This is a genomic window from Streptomyces sp. CB02400 (assembly GCF_001905725.1).
Lineage (GTDB): Bacteria > Actinomycetota > Actinomycetes > Streptomycetales > Streptomycetaceae > Streptomyces > Streptomyces atrovirens.
In genome coordinates, this window is record NZ_LIWB01000011.1 from 1 (window position 1) to 16,577 (window position 16,577).

The following is a 16,577-nucleotide window of genomic DNA, read 5'->3' on the forward strand; positions in this document are numbered from 1 at the left end:
AGGGAGAGGTCGGCGACCTTGAGATCGGTGAACTCAACTGACACGGAGGCTCCTTGCGCTCAGTACGTTGCGATGGATGTCCAGGGCCGCCGTGGACTTGTTCAGTGTGATGTAGTGCAGACCCGGGGCTCCCTCGGCCAGCAGGCGCCCGGCCATGGCGGTGGCGTGCTCGACGCCGATCCGGTGACCGGCCACGGGGTCGTCGCGGACCGCCTCCAAACGGTGCGCGAGGTCCTCGGGGAACGCGGCGTGGGACAGCTTCGCGAAGCGGCGGATCTGGCGGACGTCGATGGCCGGCATGATCTCCGGGACGATCGGGATGTCACAACCGGCGGCGGCGACGCGGTCCCGCAGCCGCAGATAGTCCTCGGCGTCGAAGAACATCTGGGTGATCGCGTAGTCCGCGCCCGCGCGGCATTTGGCGACGAAGTGCCGGATGTCGCTCTCCCAGTCCGGCGAGCGTGGGTGCCGCTCGGGGAACGCGGCGACACCGATGGTGAAGTCTCCCAGGGAGCGGACCAGTTCGACCAGCTCATAGGCGTGGGTGAAACCGTCCGGGTGCGGGATCCAAGGGCCGTTCGGATCGCCGGGTGGATCGCCGCGCAGGACCAGTACGTCGTGGATTCCCGCGTCGGCGTACTCGCCGATGATGTGACGCAGTTCGAGGACCGAGTGCCCCACGGCGGTCAGATGGGCCACCGGTCGCAAGGTCGTCTCGGCCCTGACCCGCCGCGTCACCTCGATGGTCCGCTCACGCGAGGATCCGCCCGCACCGTAGGTGACGGACACGAAGTCGGGAGCGAGCGCCTCGATCCGGCGGATGGCCCACCACAGCGTTTGTTCGCCTTGAGCGGTCCTGGGCGGGAAGAACTCGAACGAGAACGTCGGGGAACCGTCCGTCGACGCGTGCCTCCCGGCCTGCCCGCACCACCCCCTGAAGGTCATGACACCTGAGCGAGCCGCGGCTTCAGAGCACGGGCCGGGTCGTTGCCGTACGTCTGCTCGACGCGGGTGATCAGGTCCGGCGGGCTGAGCTCGTACTCCTGGGTACCGACGGACTCCAGCACGGTGGTGGCCAGGGCGCAGCCGAGTCGGGCCGCCTGCTCCTGCGTCCAGTTCCACGCCGTACCCGCGAGGAACCCGGACCGGAAGGCGTCTCCCGCGCCCGTGGGATCGGAGATCTTCTCCGTGGGTACGGCGGGGATCCGCAGTGCGGGGGCACCCGACCTGGTCAGCGCCACTCCGGCCTCGCCCAGTGTGGTGATCCAGGTGCCGATCCGCCCCAGCAGGTGGCCCTCCGTCCATCCGGTGCGTTCCAGAAGCAGGGCCGCCTCGTACTCGTTGGTGAACAACCACCTCGCCCCGTCGACGAGTTGGCGTGCCTGGTCGCGTTCCAGGCGGGCGAGCTGTTGGGAGGGGTCGGCAGCGACGGGGATGCCGAGCCGGTGGGCCGTGGCGGTGTGCCGCAGCATGGCAGCGGGATCGTCGGCGCCGACCAGGACGAGCGCGGGCGTGCCGGTACGTTCGGTGATCGCGGCCAGGTCGATCCTGGGGGCCTCGGCCATGGCGCCGGCGTAGAAGGTGGCGATCTGGTTCAGGTCCTCGTCGGTGGTGCACACGAAGCGGGCGGTGTGCAGACGCTCGCTGACCCGGACCTCGGACGTGTCGACGCCGTTCGCCCGCAGCCAGGAGCCGTACTCGGCGAAGTCGACTCCCGCCGCGCCGACCAGGATCGGATCGAGACCGAGCAGGCCGAGACCGAAGGCGATGTTGGCGCCGACGCCTCCTCTGCGCACCTGGAGCCGGTCGGCGAGGAAGGAGAGGGAGACCCGCTCCAGTTGCTCCTTGATCAGCTGTTCGGCGAAGCGTCCGGGAAACACCATCAGGTGGTCGGTCGCGATCGATCCGCTCACGGCGATACGCATGGACAGCGCTCCTTGGTCCTGAGGCGGGGTGGATGGAGGAAGGGCCGGGGCGGCGAGGCCGACGGGAAAGCGGTGCGCGGTCCGGGGGCAGCCCGCGCACCGCCGTCTGTCGTGCCGGTCCGTGCCCCGGCGCCGCACTGTCAGCCCGACGCCGCTGCCTTGCGCAGGGCGTCCGCGCGGTCGGTGCGCTCCCAGGTGAAGTCCGGCAGTTCGCGGCCGAAGTGGCCGTAGGCGGCGGTCTGGGCGTAGACCGGGCGCAGCAGGTCGAGGTCGCGGATGATGGCGGCCGGGCGGAGGTCGAAGACCTCGGAGACGGCGTTCTCGATCCTCTCGACGGCGACCGTGTTGGTGCCGAAGGTCTCGACGAACAGGCCCACGGGCTCGGCCTTGCCGATGGCGTACGCCACCTGGAGCTCGCACCGTGTGGCCAGGCCGGCCGCGACGACGTTCTTGGCCACCCAGCGCATCGCGTACGCCGCAGAACGGTCCACCTTGGAGGGGTCCTTGCCCGAGAACGCGCCGCCGCCGTGTCGGGCGTAACCACCGTAGGTGTCGATGATGATCTTCCGTCCGGTCAGCCCCGCGTCGCCCATCGGACCGCCGACTTCGAAGCGGCCGGTGGGGTTGACCAGCAGGCGGTAGTCCTCGGTGTCCAGCTTGATGCCGTCGTCGGCGAGCCGGGCGAGAGTGTGCTCGACGACCTCGGCGCGGATGTCGGGGGTGAGCAAGCTGTCCAGGTCGATGTCGCTCGCGTGCTGGGAGGAGACGACGACCGTGTCCAGGCGCACGGGCCGACTGCCCAGGTACTCGATGGTGACCTGGGTCTTGCCGTCGGGGCGCAGGTAGGGGATGGTGCCGTCTTTGCGGACTTCGGTCAGTCGGCGCGAGAGCCGGTGGGCCAGTTCGATCGGCAACGGCATCAGGGAGGGAGTCTCGGCGGTCGCGTAGCCGAACATCAGACCCTGGTCGCCAGCGCCCTGCTGGTCGAGCCCGTCGGTCGCGCCACCCGTGGCCGAGCCGTCCAGCCTGCTCTCGTACGCCGTGTCGACGCCCTGGGCGATGTCGGGGGACTGTGCGCCGATCGACACCGACACCCCGCAGGAGGCACCGTCGAAACCCTTGGCCGAGGAGTCGTAGCCTATGTCGAGGATCTTCTTGCGGACCAGGGTGGCGATGTCGACGTAGGCGGAGGTCGTCACCTCGCCCGCGATGTGCACCTGACCGGTGGTGATCAGGGTTTCGACCGCCACGCGCGATGCGGGGTCGGCACGCAGCAGTGCGTCGAGGACGGTGTCGCTGATCTGGTCGGCGATCTTGTCGGGATGGCCCTCGGTCACGGACTCCGAGGTGAACAGGCTGCGCGACATGACACTCCAGGGCAGACGTGGTGGGTGTACCGGTCGACATGCGCGCGGCCCGGGCCGCCGGGGCCGGAGGCACGTGGCCCCGGCGCCGCTGGTGACTGCGCGCACTTCTGTCGTGAAGTCGGGGGAGAGGGGGCCGAGCCGGATCAGCGGCGCGAGGCCCTTGTCACCGCGCCGGGCCGGTCTTGCGGAAGACCCAGTAGTCGGCGCTCTCTTCGGCGATGTAGTGGGCGTCGCCCAGCTTGAACTCCAGGAGGGCCAGGGAAGCGACCTCCTCGGACCGGGCGAAGTCCTCGAAGCTCGTCTCGGTCGCGTAGCTGCCGCGGGTGGAAACCGCGATCAGACCGCCGGGCAAGGCGTACTCGATCAGTGTGAGCAGCGCCGTGGGGCGCACATGGCCGAGCGTGAACACACCGCTGCTGACCACGATGCCGTACTGGTCCAGACGGTCGTCGCGCCGGGGCACCGAGAGGTCCACGCCGCCGTGGACCTTCCGGTACGCCTGGGTCTTGAGGGCTTCGGCGGCCATGTTCTCCGAGAGATCGACGCCGTCGATCACGTAGTCGCCCAGGGTGCGCAGGACACTGCCGACGAGGCCGGTGCCGCAGCCGGCGTCGAACACGGTCGTGTCCGGCGTCGCGTAGGCGGAGGCGAGCAGGTGCACGAGGTTGGCCGCGATCCGGGGTGCCACCCATTTCTGGTCCGCCAGGTCCACGTCGTACCGCGACGCCCAGTCCTCGTAGTAGTTCTTCAGCCCCGGAGAATCGTCGAAGAAGACGTGGGACTGCTTGACGTTCGTGAAGGAGCTGCTCATGGGATTTCCTCCCTGTCGGTCCGGATCGACGATCGCGAGGGTTCTTCTCTCGCTCTGCTATGTCACTGCGGGCACGTCTGGCGTGCCCGATTTCCGCTCGGTGCCGGTGCCGTCTCCTCGCGATCGGGAGTTCTTCACGTCGAACACCATGTAGACAGCGATTCCGGCAAGAACGAACACGGCGCCGCCGACCTCCGTCCAGGTGGGCATCCGTTGTTCCGCCGGGAGGCTCATGATCGCGCCGAAGATCGTCTCGGTGGCGAGCAACGGCCCGACCAAGGGCACCGGAATGCCCTGCGCCGCCTTCACCCAGATGTATGTGCCCCACCAGGAACCGATGACCCCGAGGAAGACGCACCAGGCGATGATCTTGAACAGGGGGTACGGGGCGAAGGTCTCCTCGGGCGTGGTGGCGACGGCGAAGGGCAGCAGGACCATGGAGGCGCCGCCTGCCCCCATGGCCACCAGCGCTGCCCAGATCTTGGGGTCCGGCTTCGTCTCCCAGGTGCGCTGTGACTGGGCGTTGCGGACGACGAAGTAGGACCAGGTGAGCATGGCCATGAGGGCCAGCAGGATCCCGAAAAGTGAGTCGTGAGCGTGGTCCGAGGGCTTTTCGTGGATGAAGTCCGCGGCGCTCAGAAGGGTGAGGCCGGAGAGAATCAGGAGGACCGGCGCGACCAACTCGCTCCACGACATGCGTTTTTCCGCGACGTTGCCGGCCACCGCGATGGTGATCGGTGAGGACCCCACGATGACCGCGGTGATGAAACCACTGCCCATGGTGGCGGAGTACGAGACGCAGATGTAGAAGACGAAGTACCCCACAAAGCCTATGTACAGGCCGAAGAGGATCCTGCGCATCGGCATCAGCCTGAGCAGGCTCCGGCCTCGGAGCAGGACGTACAGGCCGCACAGGCCGAACAAGGAGTACCGGCCTGTGACCAGGAGCAGTTCACTCGCCGGCTTGACGGCGGCCGGGGCGGGGAAGGCGAAGGCCCATAGGAGAGCGGCCGTCAGTGCCGCTGCCACGTTCTTTTGCGTACTCCCCATCACGCAGTCGCTTCCAGCGCGGGATTCCGCCCAGCGGCAAAACCGTTCTGCATCAGCCAGTCCCGGTTGTAGATCTTGGAGATGTATTTGCTTCCGCTGTCCGGCAGGACGGTGACGACCGTGGCCGGTCCCGTCAGCGACTGGGCCACCTGCACGGCGCCCCACACATTGGCGCCCGAGGTGCCACCGCAGACGAGACCCTCGCGTCTGGCCAGGTGCTGACAGGTGGCGAAAGCGTCGGCGTCGGTGAACTGAACCACATCGTCGACGACCGAGAAGTCCATGCACTTCGCCAGGTGATCCTCACCTGCGCCCTCGACGAAGTACGGTGCGATCTGTGAAGGGTCCACGACGCCTTCGTGGAAGTAGCGGTGGTATATGGAACCCACCGGATCGAGCAGGACGGACGTTACGGACGGATTCTTCGACTTCAGGAACCGGGAAGTTCCGGAGATCGTGCCGCCGGTGCTCCCCGATGCGACGAACGCCGTCACCGAGTGACCGAGCGCCTCCCAGATCTCAGGGCCCGTCGATCGGAAATGAGCCTCCGCGTTGAGCGGGTTGTCGTACTGGTTGAGCATGAACGAACCAGGCGTCTCCGCGTGGATGCGCCTTGCGCGCGTCACATAGTGCTTGGGCGAGTCCGGCGGGGCCGAGGTCGGGCAGACGATCACCTCGGCGCCCATGGCGCGCAAGGCGTCCTGCTTCTCCTTGCTCACCTTGTCCGGCATGGTCAGGATCGCGCGGTAGCCGCGTGTCGCCGCCATCATCGCGATTGCCGCACCAGTGTTCCCGGAGGTGTTCTCCACGACGGTCGTGCCGGGCCGGAGCAGATCGCGGTGCTCGGCGTCATCGAGGATGTAGCGGACGATCCGGTCCTTGATGCTGCCCCCCGGATTCATGAACTCGGCCTTGGCGAATATCCGAACACCGGCCGGAACGTCGAAGGTCTTCAGTTCGACGAGGGGCGTCCTGCCGATGAACGACTGGACATTCATGCCGACTCCTTACGAGAGTGGAAACGGTGATGGAGAGCCGGATCGGCGGGTGTGCCGCGGACACCGGGCCAGTACTCGCCCGGTGCCTTGCCGTCCGCTGCCGACTGTCAACGCACCGAAGAGGCAGTGGGGTCCGGTCAGAGGGCAGAGTCAGGAATCTTCACCGAGTCGAGGATGACGACCGTGTGACCGACCCTTTCGCCCTTCCCCACCAGAGCCAGGGCGTCCAGTGCCGATATCTCGAACGGCGCCAGCTCCTCCTCCAGTTTCAGGGCCTGCGCCCCGGCGGCCGCGGGGGACAGGCCCTCGAAGGCGTCGCACAGAACGTTCACCGGGTAGAAGTGGAACGGTCCCAGTCCTTCCCTCTCCCATTGGGCGTATCCGCCGACCACTTCGGCCGGCTCGGACTGGACCTTCCAGGTGTAGGTCAGGATGTTGCCGTTGTAGCCGGCGGCTCCGGAGAGGGCCAGGATCTCAGACAACGGAATGCGCGCACCGATCGACGACAGTACGCGCCCGCCGACCCGAAGGAGGGGATGCGCCTGCTGGAGAGCCAGGTAGTGGAGCGTCAAGAGGTTCTTTTCCGCGGCTCCGGGAATCTCCTCGCTGCGCTCGGTGATGAAGGTCGAACTCGTCTGCCCGTCGGCCAGGTCCTCGTCGCCCGCCATCGGAATGTTGGGGAGGTTCTCGTAGATCACGTCGATCTGCGACAGCTTGTCGGCCAGTGGGGCGAGGAGGTCACCCGCGCCTCCGATCAGTTCTACGTCCTCGATCAGGAGGTTGCTGCGAATGTTTTCCCGCGCATACGTGAGAACGTCCTGATGGAGGTCGGTGAAACCGACGGTACGTGCTTGCAGAATTTCCACGGCTGCCAGGGCGTCGAGTCCCGCTCCCGTCCCGATCGTGCAGAACCGCGGGGCGAGTACGCCCATGTGTGCCAGCGTCTTGAACGCGGGAACGGCAACGCTCGCCACCCAGTCGGCCCGCGGGTCCTTTGCCTTCGGGAGGTAGGAATGGTCCGAAAGCCGGAGCCCGATGGATGACCTGATCCGTTCCAGTTCGCTTATCTGGAAGAACTCGCCGGGCGACACAACCAATTCGGAATGGTCGACACGTGTACCCATCTCGGTCTCCTTAGAGGTGGCGACAGCACTGCTTCTGTGAAGGTCTCCGGCCCGCCCGATTCGACGAAGGGTAGGCGGGCGCACGGAACCGTTCTGTGCCGAAGGGATCAACTGCGATCGCATCACGCCTTTCACGGGGGACGGCGTTTTGCGGTAGCAGCGATTCCACTATCGCCATGGCCGGCAACGCCGTACAAGGGGTGCCCTGTTGCCTGTCGTCAGGCAACGCTGGCAACAGCGAATCCCGGAGCACCTCGCCGTATGTGTCGGTCCGGCGTTCGCCGGCGCACCGGCCGGTCGCCGGGCGCTCTTTCCCGCCGTCGGCTCGGACGGCTCTGCCTTCTCGATCGGGTCGATCGTGGGGTCGGGTCGCCCGGGGGGCGCCGGGTGTGACTGTCGGAGTGCTGCCGTCTCGTGGCTCTTCCGGCTCCCCGGCCGCTCGTCCATCACCGAGAACTTCAGCGCGTCTTCTGGGCCTCTGCGTTGGTCGGCGTCCGCTACGAGCCGAACTCGCGGGATTTCCACGGCCGCAGACGTGCCGGTGGGAAGAAGCACCTCCAGGCCGTGCTCGCCCTCGCCCGCCGTGGCGCCACCGGTGACTACGGCAGCCTGGCAGCAGTACGCGGAAACCGGACCCGCGTGACCCGGCCGCAAGGATCGACATATCGCCATGAAGCGGGCGTTCTCCGTCTGCCGACGGGTCCGCTGCATACCAGACGTGCGACCGGGCTGCATCGGGAAAGAGCTTTCCGGCCGCCTCGGAGGTTCCCCGTTGACACTGCGAAAACCGACTCCCTAGCATGTAGCTATACCGGTTGGTATACGTCACCGTCTCCCCCCCCACGAAGGAGATGCGCACGTGTTGCTCCGTCTGTCCGGCGTAGCGGCTGGTGAAGCCCCGGCTGCCACCAGAACCTGTGCTGTCGATCCGCTGGGACGTCAACGGCACGGCTACCGGTGTATGAGGACGCAGCCCACCGGCCCGTACGGGAGAAGAGAATCCGTGAGACCCGTATACATCCGCGACGACGTCGAGCCGCAACGTCAGCACCTCTCGGCGATCGGCCGGTCCGTGTGCCGACATGGCTGGCTGCCGGGAATGTCCGGCAGCATCTCGATCCGATCAGGTGAAGCGATTCTGATCACCGTCGGTGACCTGGACAAAAGGGTGATGACCCACCAGGACACCGTGATGGTGGATCCCTTCGACGGGCTGCCGTTGCTCGGGGAGACCGAGTGGCCCCCGGACGAAACCGCGATACACCTCGCCCTCTACCGGCGATTGCCCGACTGCGGAGCGGTGATCTGTGCGCAAGCACCGTGCGCCGAGGCACTCACCACCGTGGCCGACGGCAGCGGCCAGGCGCTCCTCAGGGAACCGGAAGCGGCGCAGGCAGTCGACTTGTCGGATGACTGCCCGCCCGTACCGCCGGTCGTTGCGGACCGGCTTGATGCGTCACGCGTCGCCGAAGACGTGGTGGCCGCTCTCGACGCCTCGACCCTCGGCACCTCTTCGGTTCTGCTCGTCCGGCAGAACGGCCTCGTCGCCTGGGGTCGTGACGCCGACGAAGCGCTCGGCGAGCTGGAGCGTATCGAACGGCTCAGCCACCTCCCCCAGGTCGGCGCGGTCGCCGACGAACCCGCTGAGGTCAGGGTGAACACCTGGTGACACTGCTACAGATCATGCCGGAGGACGCCCCGGAGACGGTGCGGGTGCGGACCGACGACCTGGACGTCATCCAAGGGGAGTTGCTCAGGATCGGTGTGCGCCTCGTCCGGTGGCACGCCGCCCGCCGGCTTCCGGCCGACGCCGACGACACCACGGTCATGAAGGCGTACGAGAGCCACATCGACCATCTGGGCGCCGAGGGCGGCTACCGGATCGTCGACATCGTCCGCAGGGTTCCCCCGCCGGCCGATCCAAGCCCGCAGAGATGTCCAGCGCGTGAGGCGTTCATGCAAGAACACGTCCACGACGACGATCTGGTGCGCTTTCTTGTGGCGGGCACGGGCTGCTTCTCCCTCCATGTCGCGGGACAGGTGTACGCGTTGCTGTGCACGGCAGGCGACCTGCTGTCCGTACCCGGACGCACGCCCCACTGGTTCGACGCGGGCGCTCACCCGAGCTGCACGGTGATCCGTTTCTTCCAGCGGGCCGACCGCAGTGCCGTCCGTGTCCTGCCGGACGGCATCGCCTCCCGGTTCCCGACCCATGACGAGTTGCTGGCGACGCCCGGCGACTGACCGGCGCCTCATCGAAGACCTCCGCCGCGGCCATCTCGCCGGTGCGGGGCGCGACCTTCCTGCCCGGTCTCTCTCACCGGTGAGCGCTACCGGCTTCCACGGAGCCCACTCGCAACCGCCAGGACGGTCCGAAGCGTGCGATCCGGATCACCAGGCCCACCGACCGGACCAGGAAGCAGGCGCGGCAGTCGCGGCAACCCCGGCTCGAACCGGCTATTTCAGGACAACTGCACAATTCTGGGGGCTAGACAGTGGTACGAGAACCAGTACAGGGATCATCGTCAACTCGGCGTACCCAGGAAAGAATCGGCTCTCTCGACGGAGTGCCGGCGTCATACGGACAGTTGCTGCGGGCTCACCGGACGAAGCGAGGGCTTTCGCTCACGCAGTTCGCCGCCCGGGTGCATTTCAACCCGGGGCACATCAGCAAGGTCGAGACCGGCAAGCGGTCACCTTCGGTGAGCTTCGCGAAGGCCTGCGACCGGGCACTCGACATCGGAAACACCTTCACCGCCATCGCCTCCGCTCTGGAGGTGGCCACCCGGCAGCAGCAAGGCTGGATCCGGCCTGCCCAACTTCCCACGGCGAAAAGGCATTTCGTAGGGCGCCACGATGACCTGCGTCGACTGGACGGGCTCCTTCGAAGCCACGAGCAAACACTTGCGGTACCCGTGGCGGTGATCAACGGCCCGCCCGGCGTGGGAAAGACCGCACTCGCGGTGCAATGGGCACACCGAGCCGTCAACGACGGCCACTTCCCCGACGGGCAGCTGTTCGTCAGCCTTCAGGGGCCCGAGCCGGACACCGCGGCCGCTCCCTTCGACGTGCTGGAAGATCTGCTGCGCGCCGTGGGCGTGTCTTCTGAGTGCGTTCCAGCCGAGCTGGAACAAAGGGCTGCCACCTTCCGGTCATACCTGCACGGCCGGGAAATGCTCCTGGTTCTGGACAATGCCGCGGACGCCCAGCAGATCCGCCCCCTGTTACCGGGATCTCCGGGATGCGCCGTCGTGGTGACCAGCCGGTCGCGATTACCGGGGCTGATGCCCTTGGTGGACGCCGTCTCGCTGCCTCTGCCCGAGCTGTGCCAACCGGAAGCCGCCAAGCTGATCGGCGCGGTCATAGGCCAGGTGCGGACCGACGCCGACCCAGGCGCGGTGGCCGTACTGGCGGAGCGATGCGGGTGTCTTCCCCTGGCTCTGGTCCTGGCCGCCGAGAGGATCGTGAGCCGACAGCACCACAGTGCCGAGGTCCTCGCCACCGAACTCAAACCCCGGCAGGCCAGGCTGAACCTCGCAGAAGGGGGCGTGGTGCTCCGCGACGTGTTCGAGACCTCGTACAAGGCGCTCGACGAGCAGAGCGCTCGTGTCTTCCGGGGGCTCGGCCTGCTCCCGGGGCGTCTGATCGATGTGGTCAGCACGGCATCGATCGCGGGTGTCCCTCCGGAGGAAGCCTCACTGTCGCTGTGCAACCTGGCCGCCGCGCACCTGGTTCAGCGTCATGGCGAGCGTCACTATCGCATGCACGACCTGTTGCGGGCGTATGCGGCCGATCTGTCGAGGCAGTCGAACGGCAACCCCGGGCGCGCGATGGCGAACGGCCGGGCGGCCGACCCGGTGCCCATGCCGAACTCCCTCGCGGCTCCTTCTCTCGTCGCGTAGAACCTCACCGGTGGCCGGGGGCCCGACAACGGACATGAGCCCGGGATCATCCCCGATGTTTCACGGGGCCGGGGATCGGAGTGGTCACTGGGGAAGCGACCTTTCGATGAGGACTCCGGCCATGTGTTCAGCACGATCGACGGCCTGGTCAAGCGACCGCATGGAATCGGCGACGCAGGCCCCCTCGTGCAGGATCAGAATCTGGGCGGCCAGTCCCGCGGGGTCATCGGAGCCGGCTTCCGCGGCCAGTCCTTCCAGGTAGGAGAGCAGCCAGGCCTTCTGGTCGCGGGCGACCGCCCGGCCAGGGTGGCCTTCGGGGAGTTCCACGGACGCGTTAATGAAGGCGCAGCCCCGCAGGCTCCGCTCGCGCATCCACTCGCGCAGGGCGTCGAACGTGGCCAGGATCTTCTCCGCCGGGGGACCGTCATGGCCGTTGACGTACTTCACCAGCGTGGAACGCCACAAGCCGTCACGAGCGCGCAGATAGGCGACGATGAGGTCGTTCTTCGAACCGAAGCGGTCGTAGAGGGTCTTCTTGGTGACGCCTGCTTCTGCCGCGATCGCCTCGACACCGACGGCGTGGATGCCCTGCTCGTAGAAGAGCCGCGAGGCTGTCTGGAGGATTTTCACGCCGGCCGGCGTGAGGTGTTGCACGCCGGGTCGTCGGCTGCTTCGATCGACGGTCTTGCTGTTGACAGCCACACCTCAACGCTACACCCAGCGGTATGGTTACAACAGTGGCTCCGCGGGTGTGAACACCCGAGGACGCCTCGTGAACGCCGAGGAGTTCCGTCTCGCCGGCGAAGTGAACGACCATTGCGACGTCGTTGTCGCCCGTGTCGCCCGTTCGTCACGACATGCCGCCGATGGGGCAATGGCGGGCCTGGTCGGTCGGTTCGGTCCACCGTGTTACGCCGGAGCGCGTGATGAGGAGGCCGAATGACCGAGGTTCACCGCATCGAGGCCGTCGTTTTCGACGTCCTCGGCACGATGGTCGATGAACCCGGTGGGCTGCGAGCGGCCATGCGGGAGGCGGTTCCTGCGGCAGAGGAAGCGTCTGTCGACCGGCTGCTCGACGTGTGGCAAGAGCATGTCGAGCGCGAGCAGCGTCGCATCGCGGGGAATGTGCGGCCCTACGTCAACTCGCAGGTCATCGACCGGGAGGCGGCCGAGCGTGTGGCCGGCTGCGTCGGCCTGACCGACGCCGCCGCCCTCGATCGGCTGGCCACCGCGGGACAGCGCATGAAGCCCTGGGGTGACTCCCTCGCCGGCCTCGCACGGTTGTCCGAGCGCTTTCCGGTACTGGCCCTCAGCAATGCCAGCCGTGCCTCTCTGCTTCGGCTCAACGCTCACACGGGACTGCGCTGGCACCAGGCCCTGTCCGCCGAGGACGTCCGGGCGTACAAGCCTGCGCCGGAGGTCTACCGGCTCGCGCTCGACGCGGCAGGTTCTCCGCCGGAGCGCGTGCTCATGGTTGCCGCGCACGCTTGGGACCTTCGCGGGGCCCAAGCCGTGGGCATGCGAACTGCTTACGTGCAGCGACCGGTAGGGGATCCGCCGCGCAGAAGCGACTCGTTCACGTTTCGGTCCAGTGGCTTGGAGGAGTTGGCCGCCGTACTGGCGGTGGTGTAGTGCCGGAACGCGACGGGTCTTTGGCATCCGACGGCCGTAGCCTTCCCGCCGTGGTGCCACAGCCCTGTTGTGGGGCTGTAAAGAGGGAGCGGAGGAGCTCGGCCGCGGTCCGGTCCAGGGACGTGAGCCGCCGGGACCCGGGTGCCGCGGCCGCGTGGCCGAGGCCGATTCGTTCGAAGAGGTGGCGGAGAGGCGGGCCGTGACGCTGAGGTGGACGGTGCCGCGGGCCGGCTCGCCCCTGGTGGCGAAGCCCAGTTCGTCGGGAATTCCCGACGTCCGGCAGCGGTCACGGTCGGACGGCCCGGACCTCCCCCGCGGTGTCGTCGGTGCTTTGCGCACATGCGCGACGCTCTCCTCCGGCCCGCGTACCGCGTGACTTTTCGCCCGCAGGACTCCGGCCTCCTGAAAAGAGTCCTCGCGGCAGCGGCTCGGGGCGGGCTGTCACCGTCGCGACGACTGACTGCCATGCCGGCGGGTACCCGGTATCCATACTGGTAGGTTTACTAGGAGAAAGGCGTTTCCGCGCCGTGTTCGGCAGTCGAGACTGCTTGGAGACCCTCGGATGAGGATGCTGCTTCGGCACGTATGGAATCTTCTGCGAGACATCGCGTACGGGATCAACGCCGGGCACGCCATCAGGCACGGAGTGCCGGTGCCGACACGTGAACCTCCGGACTCAGCTGCCGGAACGAGTTTCCGGGCGACGGGAAGGCTCCGACGGCCCCCTCTGCCACCGCACCCTTCTCGGACAGTGCCACCCTCCGTTACCACCGGATGCGAGACAGGGCCGTTAAACTGACACACCCGTTTGGGCTGGCCTCGCCTTGTGGTTGGGGCGACATTTGTTCCAGCTTCAAACGGCCCCAGTTCTGGCCCTGGCAGGGTCGGCCATGAGTGGGGCTCCGGGACGGGGCGATGTCGCGAGACGACCGTGGGGAGAATGCTGCGCATGACGACTTGAAGAGCACCGGCCGGGCGGCAGCGCTGGGTCAAGATCGCGACCTGGGACACGGTCAGAGACGGTGATCGTCGAATCCGTGCTGCTTGTGGGACAGCCGTCCGCTCCCACCAGTTCCGTCTCCATCCTCCTGAATCCTCGATGTTCGAGCGGTGCGTCGGCTTGGCCTGGTGTTCCAGGTGCCGGATCTACTCAGGCGCGATGGTCCACATTCCCCGAACGCGTGTCCTCGTCGACGCACTGGCCTCCCTCCCTGCAGACAAGCGTGATCGATTGCGTCGCAGTGAGGTGAAACTGATCGACTGTCTCGATCGCCAGGTCAGCTGGTAATAGGACTCCGTTAGGTCTGTCTCGGTTTTGATGTCGTGTGTGGCCTGGTGGGCAGGGGTTGGTGGCAGGTGGTGCAGATGCCGGTCCAGCACCTCAGGATGTCCTGGAGGGCGTCGAGGGTCTGGTAGAGAGTGAGCCCGGTGTGGGTGCTTTTGGGGCCAGACGCTGTTCGGTGAGAAACGCATGGGCGGCGGTCACGAGGGTGACGTGGTGGTGCCAGCCGGGCCAGGACCGGCCTTCGAAGTGGTCCAGGCCCAGGCCGTGCTTGAGCTCGCGGTAGTCGTGCTCGATGCGCCAGCGGACCTTGGCCAGGCGGACCAGATCGGTGATCGGGGTGTCGGCCGACAGGCTGGACAGCCAGTATTCGGTGGGCGTCTCGGCGTCCTCGGGCCATTCGATCAGTAGCCAGCAGTCGGGCAGCACCCCGTCCCACCAGCCCTGTTCGGCCGAGGCGGCGGCCCGGATCGGACGCTCGACAGCCTTGCCGGCCGGGCGGACGCGCACAGCGGCGAAGCGGGACCGTAACTCTCCTCGCGAGCCCCGCCGCCAGGTGAGGGAGGTGAACGCCTCCTGCCCGAGCTCGGCGGCCAGGGCTGCCACCGAGGGTGCGGGCCGGCGGTAGCGGGGCTGGGGCCAGCAGCCGACGGGGCCCTTGCGCTCCAGGGCCACCGGCTTCACGTCGAACGGATGGGCACTCACGTCGCCGCGGATGGCCAGCACATAGTCGATCTCCCGCTCTGCGAGGCCGGCCCGCAGGTGGGCATTGACGCCGTAGGCGGCATCGGCCACCACGACCGGCGGGCTCATGCCCCAGCCGACCAGGGTGTCGAGCATGTCCAGGGCCAGCCGCCACTTCTCGCGGTGCCCGACCTCGGGCGGGATACGGGTGGCGGTGCGGCGTTCGGTGTCCTCGGCCCACTCCTTGGGCAGGAACAGTCGCCACTGCAGTGGGCAGGAGGCAGTGTCGCTGGCGGCGTGGACGCTGACCGCAACCTGGCAGTTGGCGCGTTTGCCCAGGGCCCCGCAGTATTGCGGGGCCACCCCGGCCGACATCCTTCCGTCCTTGGGCAGCGACACGTCGTCGATCACCCAGGCCGTCGGATTGATCAGCGGCAGCATGCGCTCTGCGATCCGCCGCTGCACCGGCACCGGATCCCAGGTGGACTGGTTCACGAACTGCTGCAGGTTCTGTTCGTTGCCGTCCGGCAGCCTCGAGGCCATGGCCTGGACCGACTTGCGGCGGCCGTCCAGCATCAGTCCCCGCAGGTAACAGTCACCCTTGGCCCGCTGGTCCTTGCGCGGCACCGAGGAGAACACATCCGCCACGTACAACGCCAACTTCGCCCGGACACGGTTCACTTCATGTGCGTCCATCCACCCAATATGCCCAGGAACAGGCCAAACCCGAAGACCTAACGGAGTCCTAGTAAGAGCTGTCCCGTAAATGATCTGCGGCATGCGGATCGACCAGCGACGTTGCGCCTCATCCGGCGAGGGCGAGGTTGTGCAGGAGGGCGATGTCGAGCACGTTGCGGTGAACGCCTTCGTCTTTGAGGCGGCAGTCGCTGAGGATCTTCAGAGAACGGAGGGGTGCCGTTGAGACTGCTTGTCAGCGGGGGATCCTTTGTCCCGCTTCGGTGAGGGTCAGTGTGAGGCACCCCAGCCACGTGCCGGATCGCGGGTACTCCCAATTCTCCGCGTCCGCCAGGACAACGGGAAGGTCCTGCTTCGGGACGGGGGGACCGGGCTGCTCTCCGAGAGTGCCATCCGGCGCTGTCCAGAGCACGAGCCGGCACACTTCGATCCATCCTCTGTCGATGAGGGGAAGGAGGATCGGGACGAGAGCCGAGGCGGGCCCTGAGACCAGCGGCTCGTCGAGGTCACCCCAGACACCGGGAAGGATGTCGATCTCGGTGGCGTTGATCATGAAGGCACGTTCGGCGGAGGACAGCTGGTCTGTCGCGGGATGAACCACGTGCAGAGTGTCGCAGCTCAGGAGAACGGTCGACGAGAGCTCTGGTGGCTCTCTGAAGAAGTGGTCACATGGACGAGATGATCTCGATGTGGCTGGTGTGACCACAGCGTCGGAGCCGTCCTGGACAGCCCCGTTCTCCGGGCTGAGCCCGCGAGCCTTCGAGAAGCTGGGCGCAGGGCCATCAGTACCGATACCAGGGCTGCCCCGAGAGGTGCGCCCACCAGTGGCACAGCCGCGCTGAGCATGCGCGACGAGTTGACCGGTGTGGACGGTGCCGTCCCCGCCGTGATCGCAAGCAGTGCACCGGTGACTCCACTCAGTGCCGTCGCTTTCGTATCCGCACGCTGCACCTCGACGAACATCCTGTTCTCGCCACTTGTGGGTACACCGGTCGTAGTCGAGACGTGCAGCGGGACGGTCTGCGGCTCGGATTCTTCCACTGCCTTCTCCCTGTCGTTGCCTTGCGGCTTGGAGTAGCAGTCTGGGCAAGCAGTCGGAACACGGC

15 protein-coding genes and 1 pseudogene are annotated in these 16,577 nt (G+C 67.2%); 6 read left to right on the plus strand and 10 right to left on the minus strand.

Annotation, left to right across the window (positions count from 1 at the left end; translation table 11 throughout):
• Positions 1–33: 33 nt before the first annotated feature.
• The 7 genes from metF to AMK33_RS24540 form a co-directional block, all read right to left on the minus strand.
• Complete coding sequence (gene metF, locus AMK33_RS24510; RefSeq protein WP_073935121.1) at positions 34–945, minus strand: methylenetetrahydrofolate reductase [NAD(P)H]; 912 nt, start codon at positions 943–945, stop codon at positions 34–36.
• Positions 942–1,925 carry a carbohydrate kinase family protein gene (locus AMK33_RS24515; protein ID WP_073935122.1) on the minus strand — a complete coding sequence of 328 codons (984 nt, stop codon included), beginning with the start codon at positions 1,923–1,925 and terminating at the stop codon, positions 942–944. Before AMK33_RS24515 ends, metF begins: the two co-directional genes overlap by 4 nt.
• Positions 1,926–2,065: 140 nt before the next feature.
• Entirely contained in the window at positions 2,066–3,292 is a 1,227-nt protein-coding gene (metK, locus tag AMK33_RS24520) for a methionine adenosyltransferase (protein WP_073935123.1), read from the minus strand.
• 163 nt (positions 3,293–3,455) lie between these two features.
• Positions 3,456–4,103, minus strand: coding sequence for a class I SAM-dependent DNA methyltransferase (locus AMK33_RS24525; protein WP_073935124.1), 648 nt, complete (start codon positions 4,101–4,103; stop codon positions 3,456–3,458).
• Between the two features lie 57 nt (positions 4,104–4,160).
• Positions 4,161–5,132, minus strand: a complete 972-nt coding sequence (locus AMK33_RS24530; protein ID WP_158075135.1) for a DMT family transporter — start codon at positions 5,130–5,132, stop codon at positions 4,161–4,163.
• Positions 5,133–5,152: 20 nt separating this feature from the next.
• Entirely contained in the window at positions 5,153–6,151 is a 999-nt protein-coding gene (locus AMK33_RS24535) for a PLP-dependent cysteine synthase family protein (protein ID WP_073935126.1), read from the minus strand.
• A gap of 137 nt (positions 6,152–6,288) precedes the next feature.
• The gene (locus tag AMK33_RS24540; protein ID WP_073935127.1) at positions 6,289–7,275 is read right to left on the minus strand and encodes a hypothetical protein; all 987 of its coding nucleotides are present in this window, start codon (positions 7,273–7,275) and stop codon (positions 6,289–6,291) included.
• Between the two features lie 1,003 nt (positions 7,276–8,278).
• Between AMK33_RS24540 and AMK33_RS24550 the strand changes: the two genes are divergently transcribed.
• The 3 genes from AMK33_RS24550 (at position 8,279) to AMK33_RS24560 (ending at position 11,177) form a co-directional block, all read left to right on the plus strand.
• Positions 8,279–8,944 carry a class II aldolase/adducin family protein gene (locus AMK33_RS24550; RefSeq protein ID WP_073935129.1) on the plus strand — a complete coding sequence of 222 codons (666 nt, stop codon included), beginning with the start codon at positions 8,279–8,281 and terminating at the stop codon, positions 8,942–8,944.
• Positions 8,941–9,519, plus strand: coding sequence for a hypothetical protein (locus tag AMK33_RS24555; protein WP_073935130.1), 579 nt, complete (start codon positions 8,941–8,943; stop codon positions 9,517–9,519). Before AMK33_RS24550 ends, AMK33_RS24555 begins: the two co-directional genes overlap by 4 nt.
• 323 nt (positions 9,520–9,842) lie before the next feature.
• Complete coding sequence (locus AMK33_RS24560; protein ID WP_073935131.1) at positions 9,843–11,177, plus strand: helix-turn-helix domain-containing protein; 1,335 nt, start codon at positions 9,843–9,845, stop codon at positions 11,175–11,177.
• An 84-nt stretch (positions 11,178–11,261) separates the two neighbouring features.
• Here the strand turns inward: AMK33_RS24560 and AMK33_RS24565 are convergent, their stop codons facing one another.
• On the minus strand, positions 11,262–11,879 hold the full coding sequence (locus tag AMK33_RS24565) for a TetR/AcrR family transcriptional regulator (protein ID WP_235618183.1): 618 nt from the start codon (positions 11,877–11,879) through the stop codon (positions 11,262–11,264).
• A gap of 237 nt (positions 11,880–12,116) precedes the next feature.
• Between AMK33_RS24565 and AMK33_RS24570 the strand changes: the two genes are divergently transcribed.
• Complete coding sequence (locus tag AMK33_RS24570; protein WP_073935132.1) at positions 12,117–12,809, plus strand: haloacid dehalogenase type II; 693 nt, start codon at positions 12,117–12,119, stop codon at positions 12,807–12,809.
• Between the two features lie 1,381 nt (positions 12,810–14,190).
• On the opposite strand, the gene AMK33_RS24580 is transcribed toward AMK33_RS24570, so the two are convergent.
• The gene (locus AMK33_RS24580; protein WP_073935134.1) at positions 14,191–15,471 is read right to left on the minus strand and encodes an IS701 family transposase; all 1,281 of its coding nucleotides are present in this window, start codon (positions 15,469–15,471) and stop codon (positions 14,191–14,193) included.
• Between the two features lie 82 nt (positions 15,472–15,553).
• Between AMK33_RS24580 and AMK33_RS45230 the strand changes: the two genes are divergently transcribed.
• Positions 15,554–15,697: a hypothetical protein gene (locus AMK33_RS45230; RefSeq protein WP_443030927.1), complete on the plus strand. Its 144-nt coding sequence runs from the start codon at positions 15,554–15,556 to the stop codon at positions 15,695–15,697.
• Positions 15,698–15,706: 9 nt separating this feature from the next.
• On the opposite strand, the gene AMK33_RS24585 is transcribed toward AMK33_RS45230, so the two are convergent.
• Positions 15,707–16,024, minus strand: a complete 318-nt coding sequence (locus AMK33_RS24585; protein WP_073935135.1) for a hypothetical protein — start codon at positions 16,022–16,024, stop codon at positions 15,707–15,709.
• Between the two features lie 136 nt (positions 16,025–16,160).
• On the opposite strand from AMK33_RS24585, the pseudogene AMK33_RS41615 reads away from it, so the two are divergent.
• Positions 16,161–16,241 (plus strand): annotated as a pseudogene (locus AMK33_RS41615) (IS5/IS1182 family transposase); the annotation flags it as partial.
• Between the last annotated feature and the right edge of the window lie 336 nt (positions 16,242–16,577).

Coding starts and splice junctions, on each gene's coding strand:
- AMK33_RS24515 (WP_073935122.1), bottom strand. CDS start 1,925: ATGCGTATCGCCGTGAGCGGATCGATCGCGACCGACCACCTGATGGTG.
- AMK33_RS45230 (WP_443030927.1), top strand. CDS start 15,554: ATGCGGATCGACCAGCGACGTTGCGCCTCATCCGGCGAGGGCGAGGTT.
- AMK33_RS24585 (WP_073935135.1), bottom strand. CDS start 16,024: ATGATCAACGCCACCGAGATCGACATCCTTCCCGGTGTCTGGGGTGAC.
- AMK33_RS24525 (WP_073935124.1), bottom strand. CDS start 4,103: ATGAGCAGCTCCTTCACGAACGTCAAGCAGTCCCACGTCTTCTTCGAC.
- metK (WP_073935123.1), bottom strand. CDS start 3,292: ATGTCGCGCAGCCTGTTCACCTCGGAGTCCGTGACCGAGGGCCATCCC.
- AMK33_RS24580 (WP_073935134.1), bottom strand. CDS start 15,471: ATGGACGCACATGAAGTGAACCGTGTCCGGGCGAAGTTGGCGTTGTAC.
- metF (WP_073935121.1), bottom strand. CDS start 945: ATGACCTTCAGGGGGTGGTGCGGGCAGGCCGGGAGGCACGCGTCGACG.
- AMK33_RS24535 (WP_073935126.1), bottom strand. CDS start 6,151: ATGAATGTCCAGTCGTTCATCGGCAGGACGCCCCTCGTCGAACTGAAG.
- AMK33_RS24570 (WP_073935132.1), top strand. CDS start 12,117: ATGACCGAGGTTCACCGCATCGAGGCCGTCGTTTTCGACGTCCTCGGC.
- AMK33_RS24540 (WP_073935127.1), bottom strand. CDS start 7,275: ATGGGTACACGTGTCGACCATTCCGAATTGGTTGTGTCGCCCGGCGAG.